Origin of the sequence: Limnohabitans sp. Rim8 (assembly GCF_945901735.1) — a bacterium.
In the GTDB taxonomy this organism is placed as follows: Bacteria; Pseudomonadota; Gammaproteobacteria; order Burkholderiales; family Burkholderiaceae_C; genus Limnohabitans_A.
The window spans coordinates 38569-59833 of the sequence record NZ_CAMDLM010000003.1 but is presented as its reverse complement, the minus strand read 5'-3'; the positions used below and the strand labels follow the sequence as shown (position 1 = coordinate 59833).

25 protein-coding genes are annotated in these 21265 nt (G+C 60.8%); 7 read left to right on the top strand and 18 right to left on the bottom strand.

From position 1 onward, the window contains the following. Window positions 1–14 precede the first annotated feature (14 nt). The 5 genes from Q0O99_RS02635 (at window position 15) to Q0O99_RS02615 (ending at window position 3914) form a co-directional block, all read left to right on the top strand. The gene (locus Q0O99_RS02635; protein WP_293748257.1) at window positions 15–263 is read left to right on the top strand and encodes a DUF4212 domain-containing protein; all 249 of its coding nucleotides are present in this window, start codon (window positions 15–17) and stop codon (window positions 261–263) included. A gap of 291 nt (window positions 264–554) precedes the next feature. After that, complete coding sequence (locus Q0O99_RS02630; RefSeq protein ID WP_293748255.1) at window positions 555–851, top strand: hypothetical protein; 297 nt, start codon at window positions 555–557, stop codon at window positions 849–851. Continuing rightward, on the top strand, window positions 842–1459 hold the full coding sequence (locus Q0O99_RS02625) for a tetratricopeptide repeat protein (protein ID WP_293748253.1): 618 nt from the start codon (window positions 842–844) through the stop codon (window positions 1457–1459). The genes Q0O99_RS02630 and Q0O99_RS02625 overlap by 10 nt, the downstream gene beginning before the upstream one ends. 80 nt (window positions 1460–1539) lie before the next feature. After that, window positions 1540–1803: a DUF4212 domain-containing protein gene (locus Q0O99_RS02620; RefSeq protein WP_293748251.1), complete on the top strand. Its 264-nt coding sequence runs from the start codon at window positions 1540–1542 to the stop codon at window positions 1801–1803. Further along, a complete protein-coding gene (locus Q0O99_RS02615) occupies window positions 1800–3914 on the top strand; it encodes a sodium:solute symporter family protein (protein WP_293748249.1) in 2115 nt (704 codons plus the stop codon). Before Q0O99_RS02620 ends, Q0O99_RS02615 begins: the two co-directional genes overlap by 4 nt. Before the next feature lie 103 nt (window positions 3915–4017). Here Q0O99_RS02615 and Q0O99_RS02610 read toward each other — a convergent pair whose 3' ends face one another. Continuing rightward, entirely contained in the window at window positions 4018–4656 is a 639-nt protein-coding gene (locus Q0O99_RS02610) for a 2-hydroxychromene-2-carboxylate isomerase (RefSeq protein WP_293748247.1), read from the bottom strand. A 171-nt stretch (window positions 4657–4827) separates the two neighbouring features. On the opposite strand from Q0O99_RS02610, the gene Q0O99_RS02605 reads away from it, so the two are divergent. Then, the gene (locus Q0O99_RS02605) at window positions 4828–5283 is read left to right on the top strand and encodes a universal stress protein (RefSeq protein WP_293748245.1); all 456 of its coding nucleotides are present in this window, start codon (window positions 4828–4830) and stop codon (window positions 5281–5283) included. A gap of 56 nt (window positions 5284–5339) precedes the next feature. Here Q0O99_RS02605 and Q0O99_RS02600 read toward each other — a convergent pair whose 3' ends face one another. The 11 genes from Q0O99_RS02600 to Q0O99_RS02550 are packed head-to-tail and all read right to left on the bottom strand — an operon-like array spanning window position 5340 to window position 14860. Next, entirely contained in the window at window positions 5340–5579 is a 240-nt protein-coding gene (locus tag Q0O99_RS02600; protein ID WP_293748242.1) for a DUF1289 domain-containing protein, read from the bottom strand. Then, complete coding sequence (locus Q0O99_RS02595) at window positions 5576–6130, bottom strand: YbaK/EbsC family protein (protein WP_293748240.1); 555 nt, start codon at window positions 6128–6130, stop codon at window positions 5576–5578. Before Q0O99_RS02595 ends, Q0O99_RS02600 begins: the two co-directional genes overlap by 4 nt. Window positions 6131–6133: 3 nt before the next feature. Beyond that, window positions 6134–7042 (bottom strand): hydroxymethylglutaryl-CoA lyase, encoded by a 909-nt coding sequence (locus tag Q0O99_RS02590; protein ID WP_293748238.1) that lies wholly within the window; start codon window positions 7040–7042, stop codon window positions 6134–6136. Window positions 7043–7058: 16 nt separating this feature from the next. Further along, entirely contained in the window at window positions 7059–7979 is a 921-nt protein-coding gene (locus Q0O99_RS02585; protein WP_293748236.1) for a glyoxylate/hydroxypyruvate reductase A, read from the bottom strand. A gap of 12 nt (window positions 7980–7991) precedes the next feature. Continuing rightward, entirely contained in the window at window positions 7992–9998 is a 2007-nt protein-coding gene (locus Q0O99_RS02580; protein WP_293748234.1) for an acetyl/propionyl/methylcrotonyl-CoA carboxylase subunit alpha, read from the bottom strand. A 1-nt stretch (window position 9999) separates the two neighbouring features. Next, entirely contained in the window at window positions 10000–11157 is a 1158-nt protein-coding gene (locus Q0O99_RS02575; RefSeq protein WP_293748232.1) for a hypothetical protein, read from the bottom strand. 10 nt (window positions 11158–11167) lie between these two features. Beyond that, a complete protein-coding gene (locus Q0O99_RS02570) occupies window positions 11168–11953 on the bottom strand; it encodes an enoyl-CoA hydratase/isomerase family protein (protein ID WP_293748230.1) in 786 nt (261 codons plus the stop codon). Next, complete coding sequence (locus Q0O99_RS02565) at window positions 11950–12483, bottom strand: DinB family protein (RefSeq protein WP_293748228.1); 534 nt, start codon at window positions 12481–12483, stop codon at window positions 11950–11952. The genes Q0O99_RS02570 and Q0O99_RS02565 overlap by 4 nt, the downstream gene beginning before the upstream one ends. Next, window positions 12471–12872 (bottom strand): PIN domain-containing protein, encoded by a 402-nt coding sequence (locus Q0O99_RS02560; protein ID WP_293748226.1) that lies wholly within the window; start codon window positions 12870–12872, stop codon window positions 12471–12473. The genes Q0O99_RS02565 and Q0O99_RS02560 overlap by 13 nt, the downstream gene beginning before the upstream one ends. After that, window positions 12869–13207, bottom strand: a complete 339-nt coding sequence (locus Q0O99_RS02555) for a type II toxin-antitoxin system VapB family antitoxin (protein ID WP_293748224.1) — start codon at window positions 13205–13207, stop codon at window positions 12869–12871. Before Q0O99_RS02555 ends, Q0O99_RS02560 begins: the two co-directional genes overlap by 4 nt. 45 nt (window positions 13208–13252) lie before the next feature. Further along, window positions 13253–14860, bottom strand: coding sequence for a carboxyl transferase domain-containing protein (locus tag Q0O99_RS02550; RefSeq protein WP_293748222.1), 1608 nt, complete (start codon window positions 14858–14860; stop codon window positions 13253–13255). Between the two features lie 132 nt (window positions 14861–14992). On the opposite strand from Q0O99_RS02550, the gene Q0O99_RS02545 reads away from it, so the two are divergent. Further along, window positions 14993–16036 carry an AraC family transcriptional regulator gene (locus Q0O99_RS02545; RefSeq protein ID WP_293748220.1) on the top strand — a complete coding sequence of 348 codons (1044 nt, stop codon included), beginning with the start codon at window positions 14993–14995 and terminating at the stop codon, window positions 16034–16036. Between the two features lie 21 nt (window positions 16037–16057). Here Q0O99_RS02545 and Q0O99_RS02540 read toward each other — a convergent pair whose 3' ends face one another. From Q0O99_RS02540 to Q0O99_RS02520, 6 genes are read right to left on the bottom strand one after another with little or no spacing between them, the layout of a single operon-like run. After that, the gene (locus Q0O99_RS02540) at window positions 16058–16705 is read right to left on the bottom strand and encodes an HAD family phosphatase (RefSeq protein WP_293748217.1); all 648 of its coding nucleotides are present in this window, start codon (window positions 16703–16705) and stop codon (window positions 16058–16060) included. Window positions 16706–16738: 33 nt separating this feature from the next. Next, complete coding sequence (locus tag Q0O99_RS17500) at window positions 16739–16942, bottom strand: YchJ family metal-binding protein (protein ID WP_367185169.1); 204 nt, start codon at window positions 16940–16942, stop codon at window positions 16739–16741. Then, window positions 16857–18344 (bottom strand): AMP-binding protein, encoded by a 1488-nt coding sequence (locus Q0O99_RS02535; protein WP_293748215.1) that lies wholly within the window; start codon window positions 18342–18344, stop codon window positions 16857–16859. The genes Q0O99_RS17500 and Q0O99_RS02535 overlap by 86 nt, the downstream gene beginning before the upstream one ends. Window positions 18345–18349: 5 nt before the next feature. Further along, window positions 18350–19177, bottom strand: a complete 828-nt coding sequence (locus Q0O99_RS02530) for an enoyl-CoA hydratase-related protein (RefSeq protein WP_293748213.1) — start codon at window positions 19175–19177, stop codon at window positions 18350–18352. A gap of 4 nt (window positions 19178–19181) precedes the next feature. Next, on the bottom strand, window positions 19182–19985 hold the full coding sequence (locus Q0O99_RS02525; RefSeq protein WP_293748211.1) for an ABC transporter ATP-binding protein: 804 nt from the start codon (window positions 19983–19985) through the stop codon (window positions 19182–19184). A 15-nt stretch (window positions 19986–20000) separates the two neighbouring features. Continuing rightward, window positions 20001–21233: an ABC transporter substrate-binding protein gene (locus Q0O99_RS02520; protein WP_293748209.1), complete on the bottom strand. Its 1233-nt coding sequence runs from the start codon at window positions 21231–21233 to the stop codon at window positions 20001–20003. Window positions 21234–21265: the final 32 nt, after the last annotated feature.

Below are 21265 nucleotides of genomic sequence, written 5' to 3'. Positions count from 1 at the left end.
GCCGTCTTGATGTCATGACGTTCATTCGCAAGAAACGCATTTTGACTGCCGTCCTCTTGCTGGTCTGGCTGTTGGTGAGCTTCGGGCCCAGCTTTTTTGCGCGCGATTTATCGGTGATTATTCGGGGTTGGCCTTTGTATTTTTGGATGGCAGCGCAAGGCTCCATCTTGTTTTTCATCTGCATCGTTGTCATTTACGCATGGCTCATGAACCGCTGGGAAGCGCAAGAGGCCGCTGCAGGCAGGCCCATCCCCAAAGGCTGAGCGCGCGCTACTTTTCCGCCGTTGAGATGGGTTAATCGTTTGTCAACCCCCAAAAATCGCCCTCTGTTTTATCAGTGTTTTCCCTTGAATTTAGAGCGCCTCAACATCTGCAAGCCAAGCAAAACTGTAAGGTAGCCGTCAGGCTCAACAACTTTTCCCAATGAAGCGCCTGAATCCTTGCGGAAAAATTTTATTCACTCACTTTCTATAGGGATTTAAGTCTGATTAGGTGGACAACAAGCCAATTCATAAAATCCAAAAAGTTTTCTTGATCTGCGTCAATAAGGTCTTATGTTGCTTGCCATTGTCATCGCCAAAAGTCTGATTGAACTGTCTTTGATGTTCATCATCGGGCGTTTCTTGCTGGGATTGCTGGCGGGCGCCAAACGCGACACCAATGTTTTTTGGCAATTGCTCGACGTGGCTTCCAAGCCCGCGCTTTGGCTCACCCGCAAGATCAGTCCCAAACTCATCCTGGACCAACACATTCCTTTGGCCACCAGCAGCTGGCTTTTGATCGCTTGGGTGGTGGTGGTGCAATTGAAAATAGAACATTGCCTTGAGATGGGCATCGCGGCATGTCAGTGAAAACACATAGTCCATCAGCCCCATCGAACACCTCCAGCCGAGGTCGGTGTTTTTGGCTGCGTTTGCAAGCCAAGGCGCTTTTGGTCTTGGGCCTGCGCAGCAAAGCCCACGCGGTGTTTCAAGACATCCTCGAGATCCATCCCCACGATGTCTTGGCCCTGAACAGCTTGGGTTTCAAAGAGTTGAACGATCGGCGCTTGGTTCAGGCCTTGGGGTTTTTTGAGCGCGCCTTGGTGCTCACACCGCACCTTGCCAACGCCCACTTCAATGTGGGTTTTGTCTGCGAAGAATTGGGACGAAGCCAAGAAGCCGAACACGCCTTCAGAGCGGCCATTCAGATTGACGAAAAAATGGACCGCGCTTGGTATGGCCTGGGCTTGGTGTTGGTGCGTCAGCGCCGCTTCGAAGAATCTTTGCTGGCCTTCAAGCGCAACACCGAATTGCAATCCATGAGCCCCTACGCCTGGTACCAAATGGCCCGTGTGCACATGGAAATGCACGAGCCCGAAAAAGCACTGGAGGTCATGCGCCATTTGAATGGGTTCGAGCCCAAGGTGGCCGCCCAACTCGAGCGGGAAACAGGGCTCAAATTGGACAGGCCTGTGTGAACACAACACCCACGGGTGTTGGATGAGAAATTTAAATGTGACAGTCGGTAGTTTGGTTTTTCAACAAGAAGGAGATGACGATGCAGCTCACTGCAAGGCACCAGGAATACTGGGGCAAAAACTTAAGGATCACGGGGCTGTTGCTGGCCTTATGGTTCTTCGTCACGTTCGTACTTTTGTACTTTGCGCGTGATTTGACGTTCAACTTTTTTGGCTGGCCGTTCTCGTTTTGGGTCGCTGCCCAAGGCGCACTGATCGTGTACTGCCTGATCATTTGGTACTACGCACGCTACATGAACAAGCTTGACAAGGAATATGGCGTTTCAGAAGGAGAAGAAGCATGAGCGTTTTCGGCGGCGAAGGCCAAACCCAAAGCCAGTTTCAGAAATCTCTGAACAAGGTTTTCCTTTTCTACGGCGGGGGCTTTGCGGCTTTCGTCATCGTGCTGGCTGTCCTTGAGCAAATGGGGATGCCCAAAGAGTACATCGGTTACGCCTTCCTGGCGGCCACCGTGCTCTTGTACGGCGGCATTGGTGTGATGAGTCGCACCAACGATGCAGCCGAATACTATGTGGCGGGCCGACGCGTGCCCGCCATCTACAACGGCATGGCCACCGGCTCTGACTGGATGTCGGCAGCGTCCTTCATCGGTATGGCCGGTACGCTCTACCTGACCGGTTACGGCGGTTTGGCCTTCATCTTGGGCTGGACCGGCGGTTACTGTTTGGTGGCCTTGTTCTTGGCACCTTACCTGCGTAAGTTTGGCCAGTTCACGATTCCCGACTTCTTGGGTGCACGCTACGGCGGCAACATGGCGCGTCTGATTGGCGTGTTTGCGGCCATCTTGGTGTCCTTCGTGTACGTGGTGGCGCAGATCTTCGGCGTGGGCCTGATCACTGCCCGTCTGACCGGTCTGTCTTTCGACGTGGGCGTTTATGTGGGCTTGGCCGGTATCTTGGTTTGCTCGTTCTTGGGCGGCATGCGCGCTGTGACATGGACCCAGGTGGCCCAATACCTGATCCTGATCGTCGCCTACATGATCCCCGTGGTCTGGTTGTCGGTGAAACACACCGGTATGCCTGTGCCTCAGATCTCTTATGGCTACTTGCTTGAAAAAGTCACCGCCAAAGAAGAGCAACTGCTGAAAGACCCCAAAGAACTCGAAGTTCGCGGTATCTTCAAAGCACGTGCTGATGCAGCCGCTGAAAAGCTCAAAGATGTGCCAGCAGCCATGGCCGCTGACAAAGAAGCCGCCACCAAAAAGCTGGAAGAGCTGAAGGCCACCAACGCACCGGCAGCTGACATCAAGGCCGCTGAAACCGCCTTGACTGGTCTGCCCAAAGACGAAGCGGCTGCCAAAGCGGCCTACACCGCTGCGCGCGCTGCGAATGCACCCCGTGCAGCACCGCCCCTGCGCCATGCTGAGCCTTTCCCAGGCAAAGACGAAGCCGCCCAGAATATTGCCCGCAAGAACTTCTTGGCACTGGTTTTCTGCTTGATGATCGGTACGGCTGCTTTGCCGCACATCCTGATGCGCTTTTACACCGTGCCTTCGGTGCGTGAAGCGCGTGAGTCGGTGGCCTGGTCGCTGTTCTTCATCTGTTTGTTGTACCTCACAGCGCCTGCTTTGGCGGTGTTGGTCAAGTTCGACATCTACACCCTGTTGGTCGGCACGCCGATGGACCAGTTGCCGGGATGGATTGCACGCTGGAACGTGGTGGACCCCTCACTGATGTCTGTGGCTGACATCAACAAAGACGGCATCTTGCAGTTGGCAGAGATCCGCTTGGGCGGTGACATCGTGGTCTTGGCCACACCTGAAATCGGCGGCTTGCCGTTCGTGATTTCCGGTTTGGTGGCAGCGGGTGGTTTGGCTGCGGCCTTGTCCACAGCCGACGGCTTGTTGCTGACCATTGCCAACGCTCTGTCGCACGACCTGTACTACAAAGTGATTGACCCCAACGCCTCGGCCAGCCGTCGCGTGGCGCTCTCCAAAGTCATTTTGGTGTTCGTGGCTTTGGCGGCGGCTTATGTCGCATCGCTGCGCATGGCGGACATTTTGTTCCTCGTGTCTGCGGCCTTCTCGTTTGCTGCGGCAGCCTTCTTCCCTGCATTGACCCTGGGCATTTTCTGGAAACGTGCCAACAAATGGGGCGCCTCGCTGGGCATGGTGGCGGGTTTGGGCATCTCGTTCTACTACATGGTCAAGACCCATCCTTGGATGTACGGCTTGTTCCACAATGGTTCGCTGACCCCTGAAATCCTCAAAGCCAACACCTGGTGGGACATTGCCCCCATCTCAGCGGGTATCTTCGGTGTGCCCCTGGGCTTTGCGGTGATCATCATCGTGTCGCTGCTGACCAAAGCACCCGACCAAGAAGTTCAGGACATGGTCGAGAACGTTCGCTTCCCCAGCTTTGACGGCAAGACCTCACAAGGCACCGCTGCTCACTGACAGGTTGGTGTTGGCAAGACCTGTCTTGCCAACCTGAACCCTTCCAAAAAATAACCCGATCGCGTCATGCGATCGGGTTTTTTCTTTGGCGTGGTGGGTCAGGTCACGCGCGCCTGACGCCCACCCCGCACCGCGCCGGGGCCTGCCAATCGGGGCCGTCAAACCAGGCATCGCCCTGCAAGTAAGCGCGCAGCATGGGCAAGGCGTCTTGCCCCCAAAACAATTTGTCATCGACGCAGAAGCTGGGCACGCCAAACACGCCGAACGCCAGCGCTTCGTCGGTGTGTGCCTGCAAGGCCTGCTTGACCTCGGCGCTGGCCGCGTCCCTGGCTGGCCCAAGGTGGGCTGTCAACTGCGCCAAGCGCTGCGGGTCGGCAGCGTCTTCTCCCGCACACCAGACATGGCGAAACACCTGCTCGCACACGTAGCGGTTGGGCTGACCATCGGCATCGCACGCGGTGGCCAGTCGCAACAAACCCAGCGGGTTGAAGGGGTGCAGGGCCGGCAACTGCAAAGGCGTTCCCTGCTGCCGCGCCTGCCACAGCACCTGTCGGTACGTCCAGTCGCGTTTGGCTGGGATTTCTGCAGGGCCCAATTGCCCATGGTGCTTGAGCATGGCGGCAAACAGCACCGGCTTGTGCACCACCCGGTGGCCGATGCCCTCCAACGCCCGGGGCAGGGCGTCGAAGGCCAGCCAGGCATAAGGCGAGATGAAGTCAAGATAGAAGTGGATGGTTTTCATAAGGGCCTGCCGGTGTGGGGTGTCGCTCTCAATGCCTTGTTTTTGGCCCAAGTCTATAGGGTCAACACCAACTTGCGCGGGCCATCTTGTCCGTAGAATGAATTGGCATGAACCGGTGACCACACCGCCCACACGGGGCCAGAGTCACCCGCAGCACCTCAAGGAGACCCCATGTACAAACACATCATCCTGGCCTATGACGGTTCCATCACCGGGCAGAAGGCTTTGCTCGAACTCGAGGAGCTGGCGCACTGGGGCCAGCCCCGCCTGACCTTGGTGGCGGTGGCCCCCAACCCGCTGGATGTGGGTTCGATGGAGATGGGCTATTACGCCTCGGCCAACCAAGGGCCGCTGGAAGAAACCCTGGCTGCGCAACTGGCCCAAGGCGTGCGAACCCTGAAAGCCATGGGTTACACAGTGCAAGGCGAGGTGCTCAAGGGTGAGGTGATCCGCGAGTTGTCGGGTTTTGCAGAACGCGTGGGGGCAGACCTGATCGTGGTTGGTCACAAGCATGAGCCCAACCTGCTGCGCCGCTGGTGGAGCGGCTCCACCGCCAAATCGCTGGTGGAAGAATCACCCTGCAATGTGTTGATTGTGGTGGACCGAAGCCAGGCAGATGCACCCTGAGGGCGGCCCAAGCGCCCATTCGCTGGGCGAATGAACACCCTGCAGGCTGCTCGCGTTCAGGTCGTCCCGCTCACGCCCGTCAGGCGCTGCTGTATGCGCTGCCAGACTTGGCGCTTGGCCTCATCCGACATGCGGCTCCAGACACCGATTTCTTCAAGGGTCCGCCAACACCCTGCACACACCTCAGTCTGCGGGTCCATGACGCACACCGACAAACAAGGTGATGGCACATGGGGTTGAGGCTGGGTCAGCACCTGCGCAGCGCGCTGCGCCAGCTGCTTGATGCGCGCATTCATGGGGCCTCCTTGGGTTTGGGTGCTTGCGCAGAACTCGACTGGGCCGTGTCATGAAGGCTGCCCTGGACCACATCGGCAGGACTGGCCTGGGTCAAATCGGGCAAATCCTGCGGCCGCAAGCGAAACACGCCGTGGGGATGCCCGGCAGCGGCCCAGACTTCCTCGAAGCGCCACAGGTCTTGGTCGAGCAAGGTCACGGGGGGGTTCAGGTGCGCCACGGGGGACACGCCGCCAATCGTGAAGCCCGTGTGGGCCTTGACGAAATCGGCATCGGCGCGACCGATCTTGCCCACCAGGGCGGCGACTTTTTTCTCGTCCACACGCCGGTCGCCCGAGGTGACCACCAGCACAGCCACACCGTCTTCCTTGCGACGGAAGATCACACTCTTGGCAATCTGCCCCAGCTGCACACCCAGGCCATCTGCGGCCTCTTGCGCGGTGCGGGCTGCACCACCCAGCATGACCGGGGCATGGGGATGATGGGCATCTTGCAAAGCCCTGGCGACGCGTTGCACGCCCTCGGGCAGCACATGCAGTTCAGCGCCGCACATGGCTCAGCCCGCCCGCTTGTTGAGGATGGCCTTGGCCACATTCGAGTTGGGTTTACGGCCCAAAAAGTCGCTGATGAACGCGCCGGCGTCCACCAGCTTGTCCAGGTCAATGCCGGTGGCAATGCCCATGCCGTGCAGCATGTACACCACGTCTTCGGTGGCCACATTGCCCGTGGCCCCCTTGGCGTAAGGGCAGCCGCCCAGGCCCGCCACAGACGACTGAAAGTTCCACACCCCCATTTGCAGCGCCGCCAGCGTGTTGGCCAAAGCCTGACCGTAGGTGTCGTGAAAATGACCGCAGATGTGGTCGATGTCGAAATGCTTTTGCGTGGCTTCAATGGCTTTTTGCACCTTGAGCGGCGTGCCCGTGCCAATGGTGTCGGCCACGTCCACACGCTGCACGCCAATCTGTTTCATCAAACCTGCCAAATGGGCCACGCTGGCCGCAGGCACTTCGCCTTCGTAGGGGCAACCCACGGTGCAGCTCATGGCCCCGCGCACCGCGATGCCGGCGGCCAGTGCGGCTTGCACCACGGGCGCAAAGCGTTCCATGCTTTCTTCGATCGAGCAATTGATGTTCTTTTGGCTGAAGGCCTGGCTGGCCGCGCCAAAGACCACGATCTCATCCGGGCGTGACGCCACCGCCGCCTGGAAACCCACCATGTTGGGCGTGAGCACCGAGTAAAGCACCCCCGCTTGGCGCTGGATGCCGGCCATCACTTCGGCGTTGTCGGCCATCTGCGGCACCCACTTGGGGCTGACGAAGCTGGTGACCTCGATCTCGGTCAGGCCTGCGGCCTGCAGGCGGTGCACCAGTTCGATCTTGACCGCCGCGGGCACAGGCTGCTTTTCGTTTTGCAGGCCGTCGCGGGGGCCGACGTCGATGAGTTGAACGCGGGAAGGCATGTTCATGGGGTTCTTTGGATGTTCAATAGCCGCGCTGGTGATCCACCACGCCGTTGATCGGCTCGCCGCGCTGCAAAGCCTGGATTTTGCCCACGATTTGCGCGATGCTTTCTTCGCGCAAAGTGCGCGCCGAGGTGTGGGGCGTGACGGTGATTTTCGGGTGTTGCCAAAACACATGGCCTGCGGGCAGCGGCTCGGTGCGGAACACATCCAGCGTGGCCCCCGACAGGTGGCCGCTGTCGATCAACGCCAGCAGGTCCTCGTCGACCAGATGCTTGCCCCTGGCCACGTTGACCACGTAGCCGCCTTGTTGCAGTTGCGACAAAGTGCCTTGGTTCAGGATGTTTTCGGTCTCAGACGTGAGGGGCATCAGATTGACCAGCACGCGCGTGGCGGCCAAAAATTCGGGCAGGCCTTGCGCGCCACTGAAGCATCGGATGCCGGGCAGGTCTTTCGGGCTGCGGCTGTAGCCGTTCACCGGGAACTCAAACACCTGCAGCGCCTTGGCCACCCGCTGGCCCAACACACCCAAGCCCATCACACCCACGGCAAAGTCGGCCCGGCTTTGGGGTTTGCGGTAAGACCAGCGTCCGGTTTTCACATCGGCCTCGTACGCGTCAAGCTCTCGGAAATGCCGGATCACCGCATGGCACACGAACTCGGCCATCTGCACCGACATGCCCGCATCGTCCAGGCGCACGACCTTCAGGCTGGATGGCAGCTTCAGCTGCAGCAGGGCGTCCACGCCTGCGCCAATGTTGAACAGGGCCTGCAGGCCCGACTGCTCGTCGATGAACTGCTGGGGCGGCGCCCAAACGATGGCATGGTCAGCTTGGGGCGCGCCCGGGGCCCAGGCGAACACCTCGGCAGCAGGAAAGGCTTGTTGTACAGCTTGCACCCAAGGCTCGGGGGGCAGGCTGGCAAAGCAGATGGTGATTTTCATGGCGTGATTTTGTCAGCCCAGCTTGAGCAGCTCTGCCCCATCGGCGACTTGGTCACCCGGTGCGTAGAGCAACTCGGCCACCACGCCGTCCTTGGGCGCACTGATGGTGTGCTCCATTTTCATGGCTTCCATCACCGCCAGGGCCTGCCCCGCTTTGACTTTGTCGCCCGCCTTGACGGCAAACGACACGACCTTGCCGGGCATCGGGGCCGTGAGGCGCCCGCCTTCTTGTGCGACCTCTCCTGCGTGCGCCAACGGGTCGAGCACGGTGATGCGGGTCGCGCCCTGAGGCGTGAAAATGTGCGCAGTCTCGCCTTGCCAGTCGATCTGACTGAAACAGCGCGCACCGCCCCACTGCACCCACAGGCCTGCGCCATCAGGCGCAAAGTTCAGCATGCCAGACACCGGGATATCGCCCTCAAGAGAGAGGCTCAGCGCGCCGTCGTGCAGATAGCTCAGGCGGGCCGAGCGGGGTTGGTCTTGCCAGACAAACTCAAAGCGGCGCTGCGCCACCCCGTGCGACTGCCAGCCATCGCGGCGGCTGAACGGGTCTTGCCCCTGCAAAGCCTTGTCGGCCTGCAAGCTGTGCGCCACCACAGCAGCCACAGCGGCGGGCAAGCCCACTTTGTATTGCTTGAACAAGACCGCCGCTTCACGCTGGATGAGTGCGGTGTCGAGCTTGGCCGTGGCAAACGCATCGCTGCGCACCACGTGCCGCAAGAACTGCACATTGGTGTTCAGGCCCACGATGTGGGTTTGCGCCAGCGCCGTGTCCAAACGCGCCAGTGCTTGCTCGCGGGTGTCGCCGTGCACGATCAGCTTGGCCACCATGGAGTCGTAAAACGGGCTGATGGTGTCGCCCTCGCGCACGCCGTCGTCGATGCGAACCGTGCTTCTTTCAAAGCTGCTGGCCTGCGGCTTGCGGTACACCTGCAAGGTGCCGGTGGCGGGCAAAAAGTTGTTATCGGGGTTTTCGGCGCAAATGCGTGCCTCAATCGCATGGCCCTGGATGCGTAACTGGTCTTGGCGCAAGGGCAGCGGCTCACCACTGGCCACACGCAATTGCCACTCCACCAAGTCCAGGCCAGTGATGGCCTCGGTCACCGGGTGTTCCACCTGCAGACGGGTGTTCATCTCCATGAAGAAAAATTTCATGGATTCAGGTTGGTTATAAGCGGTTTGCTCGACGATGAATTCGACCGTGCCTGCCCCGACATAGTTCACAGCCTTGGCGGCGGCCACAGCCGCTGCGCCCATTTGGGCACGCAGGTTTTCGGTCATGCCGGGCGCCGGGGCTTCTTCCAGCACCTTTTGGTGGCGGCGCTGCACCGAGCAATCGCGCTCGAACAGATACACGCAGTTGCCCTGGGTGTCGCCAAACACCTGGATCTCGATGTGGCGCGGGCGTTGCACGTATTTCTCAATCAGCACCGCATCGCTGCCAAAGCTGTTGATGGCTTCACGTCGGCACGATGCGAGGGCTGCGGCAAAGTCTTCGGACTTGTCGACCACGCGCATGCCCTTGCCACCGCCACCGGCGCTGGCTTTGATGAGGGCGGGGTAGCCAATGCGGTCGGCTTCGCGTTGCAGCAAGGCAGGGTCCTGGTCAGCGCCGTGGTAACCGGGCACCAGTGGCACACCGGCCGATTCCATCAAGCGCTTTGACTCAGCCTTGAGGCCCATGGCCAAAATCGCCGAGGCGGGCGGGCCGATGAACAACAAACCCGCTGCGGCGCAGGCCTTGGCAAAGTCTGCGTTCTCACTCAAAAAGCCATAGCCCGGGTGCACCGCCTGTGCACCCGCTTCTTGTGCGGCTTGCAAGATGCGCTCCCAGCGCAGGTAGCTGTCTTTGGGTGCACTGCCGCCAATGTGGACCGATTCGTCACAGGCTTGTACATGCTTGGCGCCAGCGTCGGCGTCCGAATAAACGGCCACGGTCTGGATGCCCATTCGGCGGGCGGTGGCGGCCACACGGCAAGCGATTTCGCCTCGGTTGGCGATCACTATTTTCTTGAACATGTCAGTTTCTCCAAACCACTTGGTTATCTACGGCGTACAACTTGCAGGTGATGCCACGGCGTGCCTGGCAAAAGCCCAAGGCACGTCCCACGGCCCAATCGCCCGTGGCAAAGCCTGCGCCACCCGGACCTATGGCAAAGGCGCGCGGTGAGGGGCTGGCCAGAAAACGGCTGTACAGACTTTGCCGAGTCTCGGCACCTACCGGCACTTTGTCGATTTCGTCGACTTGGGCAAATCCACTCGGTGTGGGCACCGGCTGCAATGCGGGCTGGGTGTACCCGGCCTTGGCCAGAAAAGCGTCCACCCAGGGCACCCAGCGGTCCATGTCGATGCTGAACCCCGAATGACCATCCTGACCCACGGGCGCGAGTTGCCGAAACTCGGCTTGCCCACCCCCGTCCAGCCAGGCCCGGTGCCAGTCTCGCGGTGCTTGCGCACCCCAGAACAAATCGTTTTCCCAATACAGCCAGAGCATAGGGACTTGGGCCTGTGCCGCGCGTGCTTTCCAGAGTTGCCCAATTTGTACGGTCGCACAAGAACGCCCCGGACGGCCCACCGGATCGCCCCCGGTGCCGCCAGAAAAATTGACGGCCCCTTGCAAGCCTGCCGGGTTGCGCCAAACCGTGGCCACCGTGGTCAAGCCGCCCACCGATTGGCCCATGACCCACCACCGCGAAGCGTCGACAAATGGCAAGCTGCGCGCAAATTCGGCCACCGCAATCACTTGGTCTGATGCGGCGAGGCTCATCGGTTCGATGCGGGGCTGGCTGCAGCCGCCGCTGGTTTCCGGGTCAAAGCCATCGTGGGTTTCGCCATAGCCCACACGGGTGGGTACCATCACCACAAAACCCTTGCCCACAAAATAGCGGGCCTGCTGCTCATACCGAAAGCGTGTCGGTTGGGCCATTTTCTCTCGGCTGGTGGCGCGGCCATGGTTGAGCACCACCATCGGAAATGGTCCATCCCCTGCGGGCTTGAAGACCGTGACGGGGATTTGACGCTGTTCACGCCGACCGTACAGGTCCTGCACCGACACCGGAATACGGTGAACGACTTCATGCAGGTCTTTGGCAACCGGTAATTCGGCAGGGGTTTGCGCGTGTACCCACATCGCCCACCAGCAGCAAGCGAACCCGAAGAGGCGACGGAAAAGCTTCATGCCCATGCTCTCAAGACAGCAGCCAGCTGGGCTTGCGCTTTTGCAAAAAGGACTGCACGCCCTCTTTGCCTTCGCTGCTGGCGCGGATGTCGGCAATGCCCGCCACCGTCTGCGCGACCAGCGCGTCGTTGATCTCGCGCTCGGCCACGTCGTGCACCAGCTTTTTACAGGCACGCACGGCGTTGGGGCTGGCGCTCACCAAGGCTTGGGTCAGCTCGGCCACTTTGGTGTCCAGCGCGTCGGCGGCCACCACCTCGTGCACCAAACCGATGCGGTGCGCCTCAGCTGCAGTAAAGCGCTCAGCGGTTAAAAAATAGCGGTGCGCCGCCCGCGCGCCCATAGCGCGTATCACATAGGGGCTGATGGTCGCGGGGATCAGCCCCAGCTTGACTTCGCTCAGGCAATAGTTCGCCGTGTCCACGCTGACGGCCATGTCGCAGGCCGCCACCAGGCCCATGCCACCGGCATACACATCGCCCTGCACGCGGGCGATGGTGGGTTGGGGGCATTCGTAAATAGCGCGCAACATGGCGGCCAGCTCGCCCGCGTCGGCCAGGTTTTCGCCCTGGTTGTAGTCGGCCATGCGGCGCATCCAGTTCAGGTCGGCTCCGGCGCAAAAGGCGGGGCCCTCGGCGGCCAGCACCACGCAGCGCACGGCGCTGTCTTGGGTCACCGCCAAAAAAGCGTGTTTTAACTCGGCAATGACTTCATCGTTGAAGGCGTTGCGCACATCGGGGCGCGACAGCGTGATCGTGTGCACGCCGGCTTGGGTGGAAATTTTCAGGGCTGTGGTCATGCTTTGGGGGTCTGTTCTGTTTGAAGGAAATAGACCATGTCGAGTTCGGGGCAGTCGTGGCCCAGGTACGTCAGCGCCGCCGTGATCTGACCACGGTGGTGGGTGGCGTGGTTGAAGACATGCGCCAAGGTTGCCGAAAACGGCAGCGACTGGGGGGCACCCTTGCTGGTCTGGTAGTCCAGGTGACCGTCAAAGCGCTCGGCAGGCCAGCTGGCGATCAGCTGCGACCAGTTGGCAGCGCCGCCGTTGAGGGCCTGCGCCAAGCGCTCGCGGTGCGGCTCAATCTCGGCATCGAGCGCCAGCACCGGCGATGCGCCTTTGGCAAAACGCGCATACCAAAGCAAGTGCTCGGCCACCAGCATGTGGTTCAGCGTACCGTGGATGCTTTTGAAGAACAGGCCCACATCGCGTTGGTAGTCTTGGGCTGACACGCGCGAGACCGCTTCGAGCAAGCGGTGTGTGGCCCAGACGTGGTAACGCGCTAGACCGCTGAAGTGGGTATGCCAAGTCGATGTGTTCATTGTGGCCATGTGTCCAGCCCTCCCAAAGTTTTGAGCGATTCAAAATCCGCGTCGCGGTGCAGCAGCGTGTGGCCGTGGGTCATGCAGTAGCTGGCCAGCAGCACGTCGATGGGGCTGCGCACGGTGCGGCCCTGTGCCCGCAGGCGGCGGTACAGCGCTGCCGCGCTGAGCGCATTGGCTGCCCCGCCAATGTCCATCACGGTTAAATCCAACAGCAAGCTTTCTGCCATGCGACGGGCTGTGTCGTTGCGAAATCCGCGCAGCACTTCGAACACCACCAGATCGGCTGTGCCTATCGACACGTCCCCAGCTTCCAGCCAGCGCACCAGTTGCTGGCGTTGCGGTGTTGGCGCTTGATTGAAGAAGTCAATCCAGACGCTGGAGTCCACCAGAATCATGGCTTATTCCGGGCTTTTGCCATCAGTGTGGGAGGCTCGGGCTCTTGCAGCACCAATGCCTGAACGCCTGTGTAGACCTTCTCTGCCGCGTCAATGGCGCGGTCGTACAGTTGGCCTGCGACCTTCAAAGCCTGCTGTTCCTCCCGCCAGCGGGCCCATCCTTCGTCAGAGTCGTCCCACTGAAGCTGTCCTTGCATGGCCAGCAAGCCGTCATAGACTTTGCGCCGCTTGAGCATGCGCAAGCCTTCTTCCACGGCCTCTCGCTTGGTCTTGAAATCACCATAAGCCATGACGTCGGCCATGAGCTTGTCGTCGATCACGATATTGGTTCGCATGTCGAATCCCTCTCTAATGTGTATGAAATAACAAAATCATACACATCACATGCGGAAAAGTCCAAATTTCGTCTCAGGAATCGGTGCATTGAGCGATGCACTCAAGCCCAGCGCCAGCACGCGGCGGGTGTCGGCCGGGTCGATGATGCCGTCGTCCCACAGGCGGGCGGTGGCGTAGTAAGGGTGGCCCTGCACCTCATATTGCGCTTTGATGGGGGCCTTGAACGCGGCTTCTTCGTCGGCACTCCACTGGCCGCCCTTGTCCTCGATGCCGCCACGTTTGACGGTGGCCAGCACGCTGGCCGCCTGCTCGCCGCCCATGACGCTGATACGGGCGTTGGGCCACATCCACAAGAAACGTGGCGAGTAAGCGCGCCCACACATGCCGTAATTGCCAGCGCCAAAGCTGCCGCCAATGATGATGGTGAACTTGGGCACAGCGGCTGTGGCCACGGCCGTGACCATCTTCGCGCCGTTGCGGGCGATGCCTTCGTTTTCGTATTTGCGGCCGACCATGAAGCCGGTGATGTTCTGCAAAAAGACCAATGGGATTTTGCGCTGGCAGCACAGCTCGATGAAGTGCGCACCTTTGAGCGCTGACTCGCTGAACAAGATGCCGTTGTTGGCGATGATGCCCACCGGCATGCCTTCGATGCGGGCAAAACCACAGATCAAGGTGGTGCCAAAGCGCGATTTGAATTCGTCGAACTCCGAACCGTCCACGATGCGGGCGATGATTTCACGCACATCAAAGGGCTTGCGCGTGTCCGTGGGGATCACGCCATACAACTCTTGCGCATCAAACTTGGGCGGCACGGGCGCGTGCGTAGCGATGTTGGGGGCCTTTTGCGCGTTCAGGTTTTTCACCGCCTGCCGCGCCAAAGCCAGCGCATGCACGTCGTTTTGCGCTAAATGGTCGGCCACGCCCGACTGGCGCGTGTGCACATCGCCGCCTCCCAAATCTTCGGCACTCACCACTTCGCCCGTGGCAGCTTTGACCAGTGGCGGGCCGCCCAAAAAGATGGTGCCCTGGTTCTTGACGATGATGGTCTCGTCGCTCATGGCGGGCACATACGCGCCACCGGCGGTGCACGAACCCATGACCACAGCGATCTGCGCGATGCCCAGCGCGCTCATGTTGGCTTGGTTAAAAAAGATGCGGCCAAAATGGTCGCGGTCGGGGAAGACCTCGTCCTGGTTGGGCAAGTTGGCACCGCCCGAGTCCACCAAATAGATGCAGGGCAAGTGGTTTTGCTGCGCGATTTCTTGCGCGCGCAAATGCTTTTTCACCGTGAGCGGGTAATAGGTGCCGCCCTTCACCGTGGCGTCGTTGCAAACGATCATGCAGTCCACCCCGCTCACGCGGCCAATGCCCACGATCACGCCCGAGCTGGGCGCGTCGTTGTTGTACATGTTGAGCGCGGCCAACGGCGCGACTTCTAGGAAAGGCGTGCCGGGGTCGAGCAGCATTTGCACGCGGTCACGTGGCAGCAGCTTGCCGCGGGCAATGTGCTTGGCGCGGGGGGCGTCGCCGCCGCCCAAAGCCACGCGTTCCAGATGCACGCGCAAGTCATCGACCAGGGTCCGCATGGCAGCGGCATTGGCTTGAAAGTCGGCCGAACGGGGGTTCAATTGAGAGTGCAAAGCAGTCATGCGTCTTCCTTGGCTGTGGCCCCGGGCGCACGACAAACACCGCGCTTCAAGGGCAATGCCTGCCAGCTTAAGACCTGCGCCCAGTTGGGGGGTGTCAATTGGGTTGCAAATCGTGCCACAATTTCAAGACCGATGAACCCGCACTTGCCTGACCCACCTCGCCCGACCCACACCGCTCGCGCCGAGACACCCATGGCTTTTGCCAAAGCCATTGCGCAGGCCTACACCCAGCGCAGCCTGGACCCATTCCCAGCCTTGGTCGAGGCACAAATTGCGCCAGAAACCCTTGACCATCCCGATGCACGCATCACCGCGCTGCAAATGGAATGGTTGTCGGCCACCGCCATGCGGGCGCTGGACGACGAAGCCCTGGGCTGGTTCAGCCGCCGCCTGCCTTGGGGCAGCTATGGCATGCTGGTGCGCGCCTCTCTGACCGCCCCCACCTTGGGCGTGGCGCTGCAGCGCTGGTGCCGCCATCACGGTCTGCTGACCGACGACATCCACTTGCAAGTCAGCACCGAAGCGGGCGTGGCGCAACTGCAATTGCACGAACAGCGCCCATTGGGCACTCTGCAAGAATTTGCGGTGGTGTCGGTGCTGCGCAATGCTTTGGGCGTGGCCTGCTGGCTGACCGACTCGCGCATTCCACTGGTGCAAACCACCTTGCGCTTTGCCCCGCCACCGCATGCCGACAGTTACCGCGTGCTGTTTGACGGCCCCACTCAGTTCAACGCGCCCACGCACAGCCTGCAGTTCGACGCCGGTTACCTGAGCTTGCCCGTGCGCCGCGACGAAGCGGCCTTGCAACGCATGCTGCAGCGCGCCCTGCTGCTCACAGTGCGCCCCTACCGGCGGGATCGCCTGCTGGTGGAAAAAGTGCGCCAGACCCTGGCCGAACACCCCGAACACGGCCGCAACGCCGACGACCTGGCCGCCTGGCTCAACCTGTCGGCCCGCACGCTGCACCGTCAACTTAAAGATGAAGGTGCCAGCCTGCAGCAACTCAAAGACGCCGTGCGCCGCGACCTGGCCATGGACCTGCTCTTGCGCACACAACGCCCCATCAAACAGATCGCAGCCGAAGTGGGGTTTCAAAACGAGAAGAGTTTTATGCGGGCGTTCAAGGGGTGGGCAGGGGCGACGCCGGACGAGTTCCGCACCAGTCGCCAGGGCTAAGCCAAGCCCCAACCCAAGCGATCAACCCAGACGCAACTCGTGCATGCCCGTGAACACGCGAGCGGCCCCAGCTTGCAACAGCGGCGCATGCTCGGCAGGCGGTGCGGCATAAGCCCACACGGTCGCCCCAGCAGCCACCCCCGCCGTAATGCCCACCGTGGTGTCTTCCACCACCAGGCAGCGCGCCGGATCGATTTGCAAATGCGCGGCAGCGGCCAAATACACATCGGGGTGCGGTTTGCTGCGCGGCATTTCGTGACCGCTGAAGATACGGCCTTCAAAGAAATCCATCAGACCCACTTGCTTGAGCATCATCTCGACCTTGAACCGGTCTGCCCCCGAGGCTACGGCGATGCGACCCTGGCAGTAATCATTAAGGTGCGCCACTGCTTCGTACACACCCTCAATGGCGGCGATGTCTTGGGTGAGGCGTTCGTTGCGGCGTGCGTAAAACTGCTCCAGCCAAGCATCGGTCATTGCCTGACCGGTCTGCGCCTCGATCACGCTGCGCTGGCTTTTGACGGTGTGGCCCACAAAGCGCTGCATGCACTCGGCCAGCGTCATGCGCCAACCCTGCTCGTCAAACATGTCGCGCAACACGCCGCAAGTGATGGCTTCGCTGTCCACCAGCACGCCGTCACAATCGAAAAGGATGGCTTCAAAGTTCATGCGCAGGATCATACGGTCTGTCGCAGCGCGGCTTCACAGCTCATCGCCGTCCACATAAAACCAGCGCCCGTCCTCGCGCACAAAACGGCTGCGTTCGTGTTGTTGAGTAGGCGGCTTATTCAGCGCAGCATGGTTGACCCATCGGGATGGTTCATGTTGAGATTTTGGTGCTGCGCTCAAGGGGCGAAGGCAGGAAGACCAGACTTTGCGGCTTTTTGTAACGGGCGATGCGCGCATCCAGGAAATTCAGCAGTTCTGTCGCTGCAACGCTCGATCCGACTTTCAGAGCACAAACTGCGTGCACCGCCTCTCCCCACTTTTCGTCTTGCTTGCCGAAAACAAAGGCCTCGGCCACGGCAGGGTGTTCGAGTAAGACCTGCTCCACCTCGGCCGGATAGACATTTTCCCCACCCGTCTTGATGAGTTGTTTGTGCGCTGACCGCCCGGTAAACCAAAGCCAACCGTCCTCGTCGATGCGCCCAAGATCGCCTGTACGGTGCCAAGGGTCGGCTGATTTGAAAGGGCGTTGGGTCTCAGGCTCCCAATAACCCAGAAACACGGTCGGCCCCCGGACGGCGATCTCGCCTTCCAAACCTGTCCCCAAAGCCCGCCCCGTTGCGTCCTGCACACGCACTTCGGTCGGCGCCATCGGCCGACCGGCGGCACCCGGTCGCTCGCTTTGTACGCCTATGCACACCATGCTGGACACCTCGGCCTGCCCGTAGGCCGACCAAAATTTCGCATCAGGGCACAGCGTGGCCAAGCGGCCGATCACCTCAGGGGGCTCTAGCCCCATGCACACGCGCAAACTGGCCAGTGAGGCCTCACCGCCCGGGTTTTGCGTTGCCGCATCCAGCAGGGCGCCCAGCATCGGGGCAAAGGTGGCGCACACGGTGATGCGGTGGCGCGCCACGGAGACCACTGCGGCCACAGGATCGAAACGCGGCAAGATCACGCAAGCACCGCCCGCCTCCAACATGGCAAGCGCCAAGCCAATTCCGGCCGCATGGAACAACGGCAGCACACCCAACCAACGGTCGTGATCGCCCAAAGCCCAGGCACCACCCGTTTGAATGGCCGATGCGCGCAATTGCGCCTGAGACAAAACCGCGCCTCGCGCATGACCGTCCACTGCCGCCGTGTAAAGCATGATGACGCCCAGATCCGGGGCATCTTGACGCGGCACAGGCGCTTGCTGCGATTGGCCGACACAGACCCAAGACCCATTGACGGGCTCGCCCATCATTTCAATGGTCACCCCGGCCATGCCCTCTGGCCATGCCGCTGTCATCAATGCGGAACACGCTGCGTCAACAATGACCAGGGCGGGACGGGCATCACGCGCTTGCTGGGCCATTTCAGCGGACGACAGGCGAAGGTTGAGCGGCACCAGCATGGCCCCAAGCCAGGCCACCGCGCCCAACAGCACCAAGACCTCGGGCCGGTTGCCGCTCAGCAACAACACGCGATCGCCACGCCTGACCCCCGCAGCATGCAAGGCTGACGCCTGAATTTGCACGGCTTTATGCAAAGCTGCATGTGTGTCACTGCGGCCTTCGAAAATCAACGCAGGGTGATCCTGATACGAGCGGGCATTGCGATCCAGCAGATCAATGAGGGTGGGGTGGTGGTTGGACATGGCTGTCATCTGTGAGTGTGAGTGGTGCCCGCAGGATCAAGCCCCTGCTGCCCTTGGAAAGTTGCGGCTCTTTTCTGTACGAAGGCAGCGATACCCTCGTGTGCATCCGAAGTGGCCGCACAGGCCTTGAGCAATTTTTGCTCCAACAACAAGTGCTCCTGCAAGGACAAGCCAGGCCCCTGCGTCGTCAGCTTTTTGATGGCGGCCAATGAGGCTGGCGCAGACTGGCACAGTTGCCCAATCAAGTCTTGCGCCGCAGCTTCCAGCGCATGTGCAGGAAAAATTTGATCGACGGCACCGGCAGCCAAGCAACGCGTGGCATCCACGGCCTGACTGAGCATCAGCCATTGCTGCGCACGCACCACGCCAACACGCCGCGCCAGAAAATACGATGCCCCGACATCGGGGGACAAGCCTATGGCCGAATACCCAGTGCGCAGTTTCATGTTGTCGCTGGCCAGCACGAAGTCGCCACACAAGGCCAAACCAATGCCCGCACCGCCCACCGGCCCCCCCACCACGGTCACCACAGGACAGGTCGCCTGTGCCAGCTGCAAATATGCCGGAAGCAGTTGGTCCAGGATGTCATCGACAAGCTGCGGCAACTGATCGCCCGAGCTCACGAAATCCTGGATGTCGCCGCCTGCACAAAAAATCGGTCCGCGTGCCTTGATCACCACGACACGTGGTTGCGCGGCCAGCACATCAGCGATCGCCTGTGCCAACGCGGATGCCGTGGCGAAACCCAAGGCATTGTGGTGTGTTGCGCGATCGAGGACGATGCTGCCCACCAGAGGCTCCGCCGTCCATTCAATGCCGTGAAGCGTCGGCATGCCGTCAACCCAACCAACGTTTGCGTCGACGGTAGTGCTTGACATCGCGGTAGTTGCGACGTTCACCGCTGGCCTGCTTGCCCAAATAGAACTCCTGAATGTCCTCGTTGGCGCGCAATTCGGCCGCCGTGCCCTCCAGCACCACGCGGCCGTTTTCCAGGATGTAGCCGTGGTCGGCAATGTCCAGCGCGGCCTGGGCGTGCTGCTCCACAATGAGCAGAGAAACACCTTCCTGACGCAGTTTGGCAAGCAAGCCGAAAATTTCACTGACCATCATGGGTGCCAGCCCCAGTGAGGGCTCATCGATCATCAGCAGCCGGGGTTGCGCCATCATGGCGCGTCCGATCAGCAACAACTGCTGCTCCCCGCCTGAGAGGTAGCCGGAGGTGCGGGTTCTCAACTCAGCCAGGCGGGGAATCAGGCCATAAACCCGCTCCAGCCCCTGCTTCACGTCGGCCATGCGTGTCAGGCGGTGCCCGCCCACGACGAGGTTTTGCTCCGCCGTCATGTGGCGCAGCACCTTGCGCCCCTCCACCACATGGATCACCCCATCGGCCACCATCATTTCAGTAGATCGCCCTGTGACCTCTTGGCCCAACATGCGCACATTGCCAGAAGCCACACGCCCTTCCTCCACATCCAGCATGCCGGAGATGGTTTTGAGCGTGGTGCTCTTGCCGGCCCCATTGGGGCCAAGCAGCACCGTGCAGCCGCCTGCAGCCACCTCCAGCGTGATGCCTTTGAGTGACAAGATCACGTCGGCGTACAGGACCTCAACGTTGTTGAGTGCAATCAGTGGTTCAGACACAGCAGCGGCCTTGCTTTACCACTTGGCGAGCTTGGGCACGGGCACCTGCGTGGCCGTCGTGGTCAGCTTGCCACCCACCACCTGGCCGATGTTGACGCGTGGATCTCGGGTCGGAAATGGCGCTTCGACTGAGTAATCGATGTCGCCACCGCTGTAGCCGAAAAAGTCTTTGCCTGTGAAGTTGGTGTCAATCAGGGTTTTGTAAAGCAGCTCTCCGGTCAGCTTGTCACCCCCGTGCTTGCGCGCAGCCGTCTCAACGGCCCGAACCATCACCAAGGCCTGGCTCATGCCCACGGTGGTCAGCGAGTGCCAAGGTGCTTTCATGCCGTATTTGGCCACCAACATGTCATAAAACTTTTTGGTCTCGTTGTCTTCCTCGGTGGCGATCACACCCGAATGGACCTCATAGTCCCCCTCCATGGCCGCCATGCCACCGACCAGTTTTTGCAGCATGGCAGGTGAGTTGTGAATGCTGTAGGCCATGGGCACGTTCTTGCCCAAAGCCTGCATTGCCCGCTTAACCGCCACCGCCTGCTGGATGTTGGTGGGCACCAGAATGAGTTCAGCGCCCGCATTGAGGACACGGCGCAGTTGCAGGGTCACGTCCGCAGGCTGCGGTTCCACATAGACCATTTCCACCAGAGTGATCTTGGTGGGGTTGGCCTTGGCGTAGGCGTTGATGCCCTTGCCCAAATCTGCAAAGGTAGGAGAAGCTTCGGTGGTGAACATCGCCACCTTGACTGGGCGCGAGCCACCGGCTTTGGTCTTTTGGAACCACTCGACGAAGCCCGTGAATTCATGCACAAATGTGGGCCGCGTAGACATGACCCACTGGTTGGGTCGCCAGCTGAAGCCCGTGGCGGCAGAGCCCAAGATCATGGGCACCTTGTCGGTAGGCAGACGCTGCTGGATGGCGGCCACATCCGGCCCCCCCAAAGACAATCCAATCAAAGGCTTGGTGGCCAGCACACCAGGCCACAGGCTGGCCGTTTGGGCCGTGTCATAGCGCGTGTCATAGGTTTTCATCTCCAGCTTCACGCCGAGCTTGGCGCCCACTTCGGCGTTCCACCAATTCACCACGCCCTCACGCCCTGGTCCGACCATCGGCATGATCGCGGCAAATGGGCCGGAATAATCCGACAAGGCAGGCACCTGGTAAACCGTTTGCGCGGAAACCGGGGCCATGGATGCAGCAGCGATGCCCGCAACCGTTACGGCGCGTGCCGTCCAATTCATCAGTTTTTTCATGTGAGTCTCCTGTGGTGGTTAAAGAAGCCGCC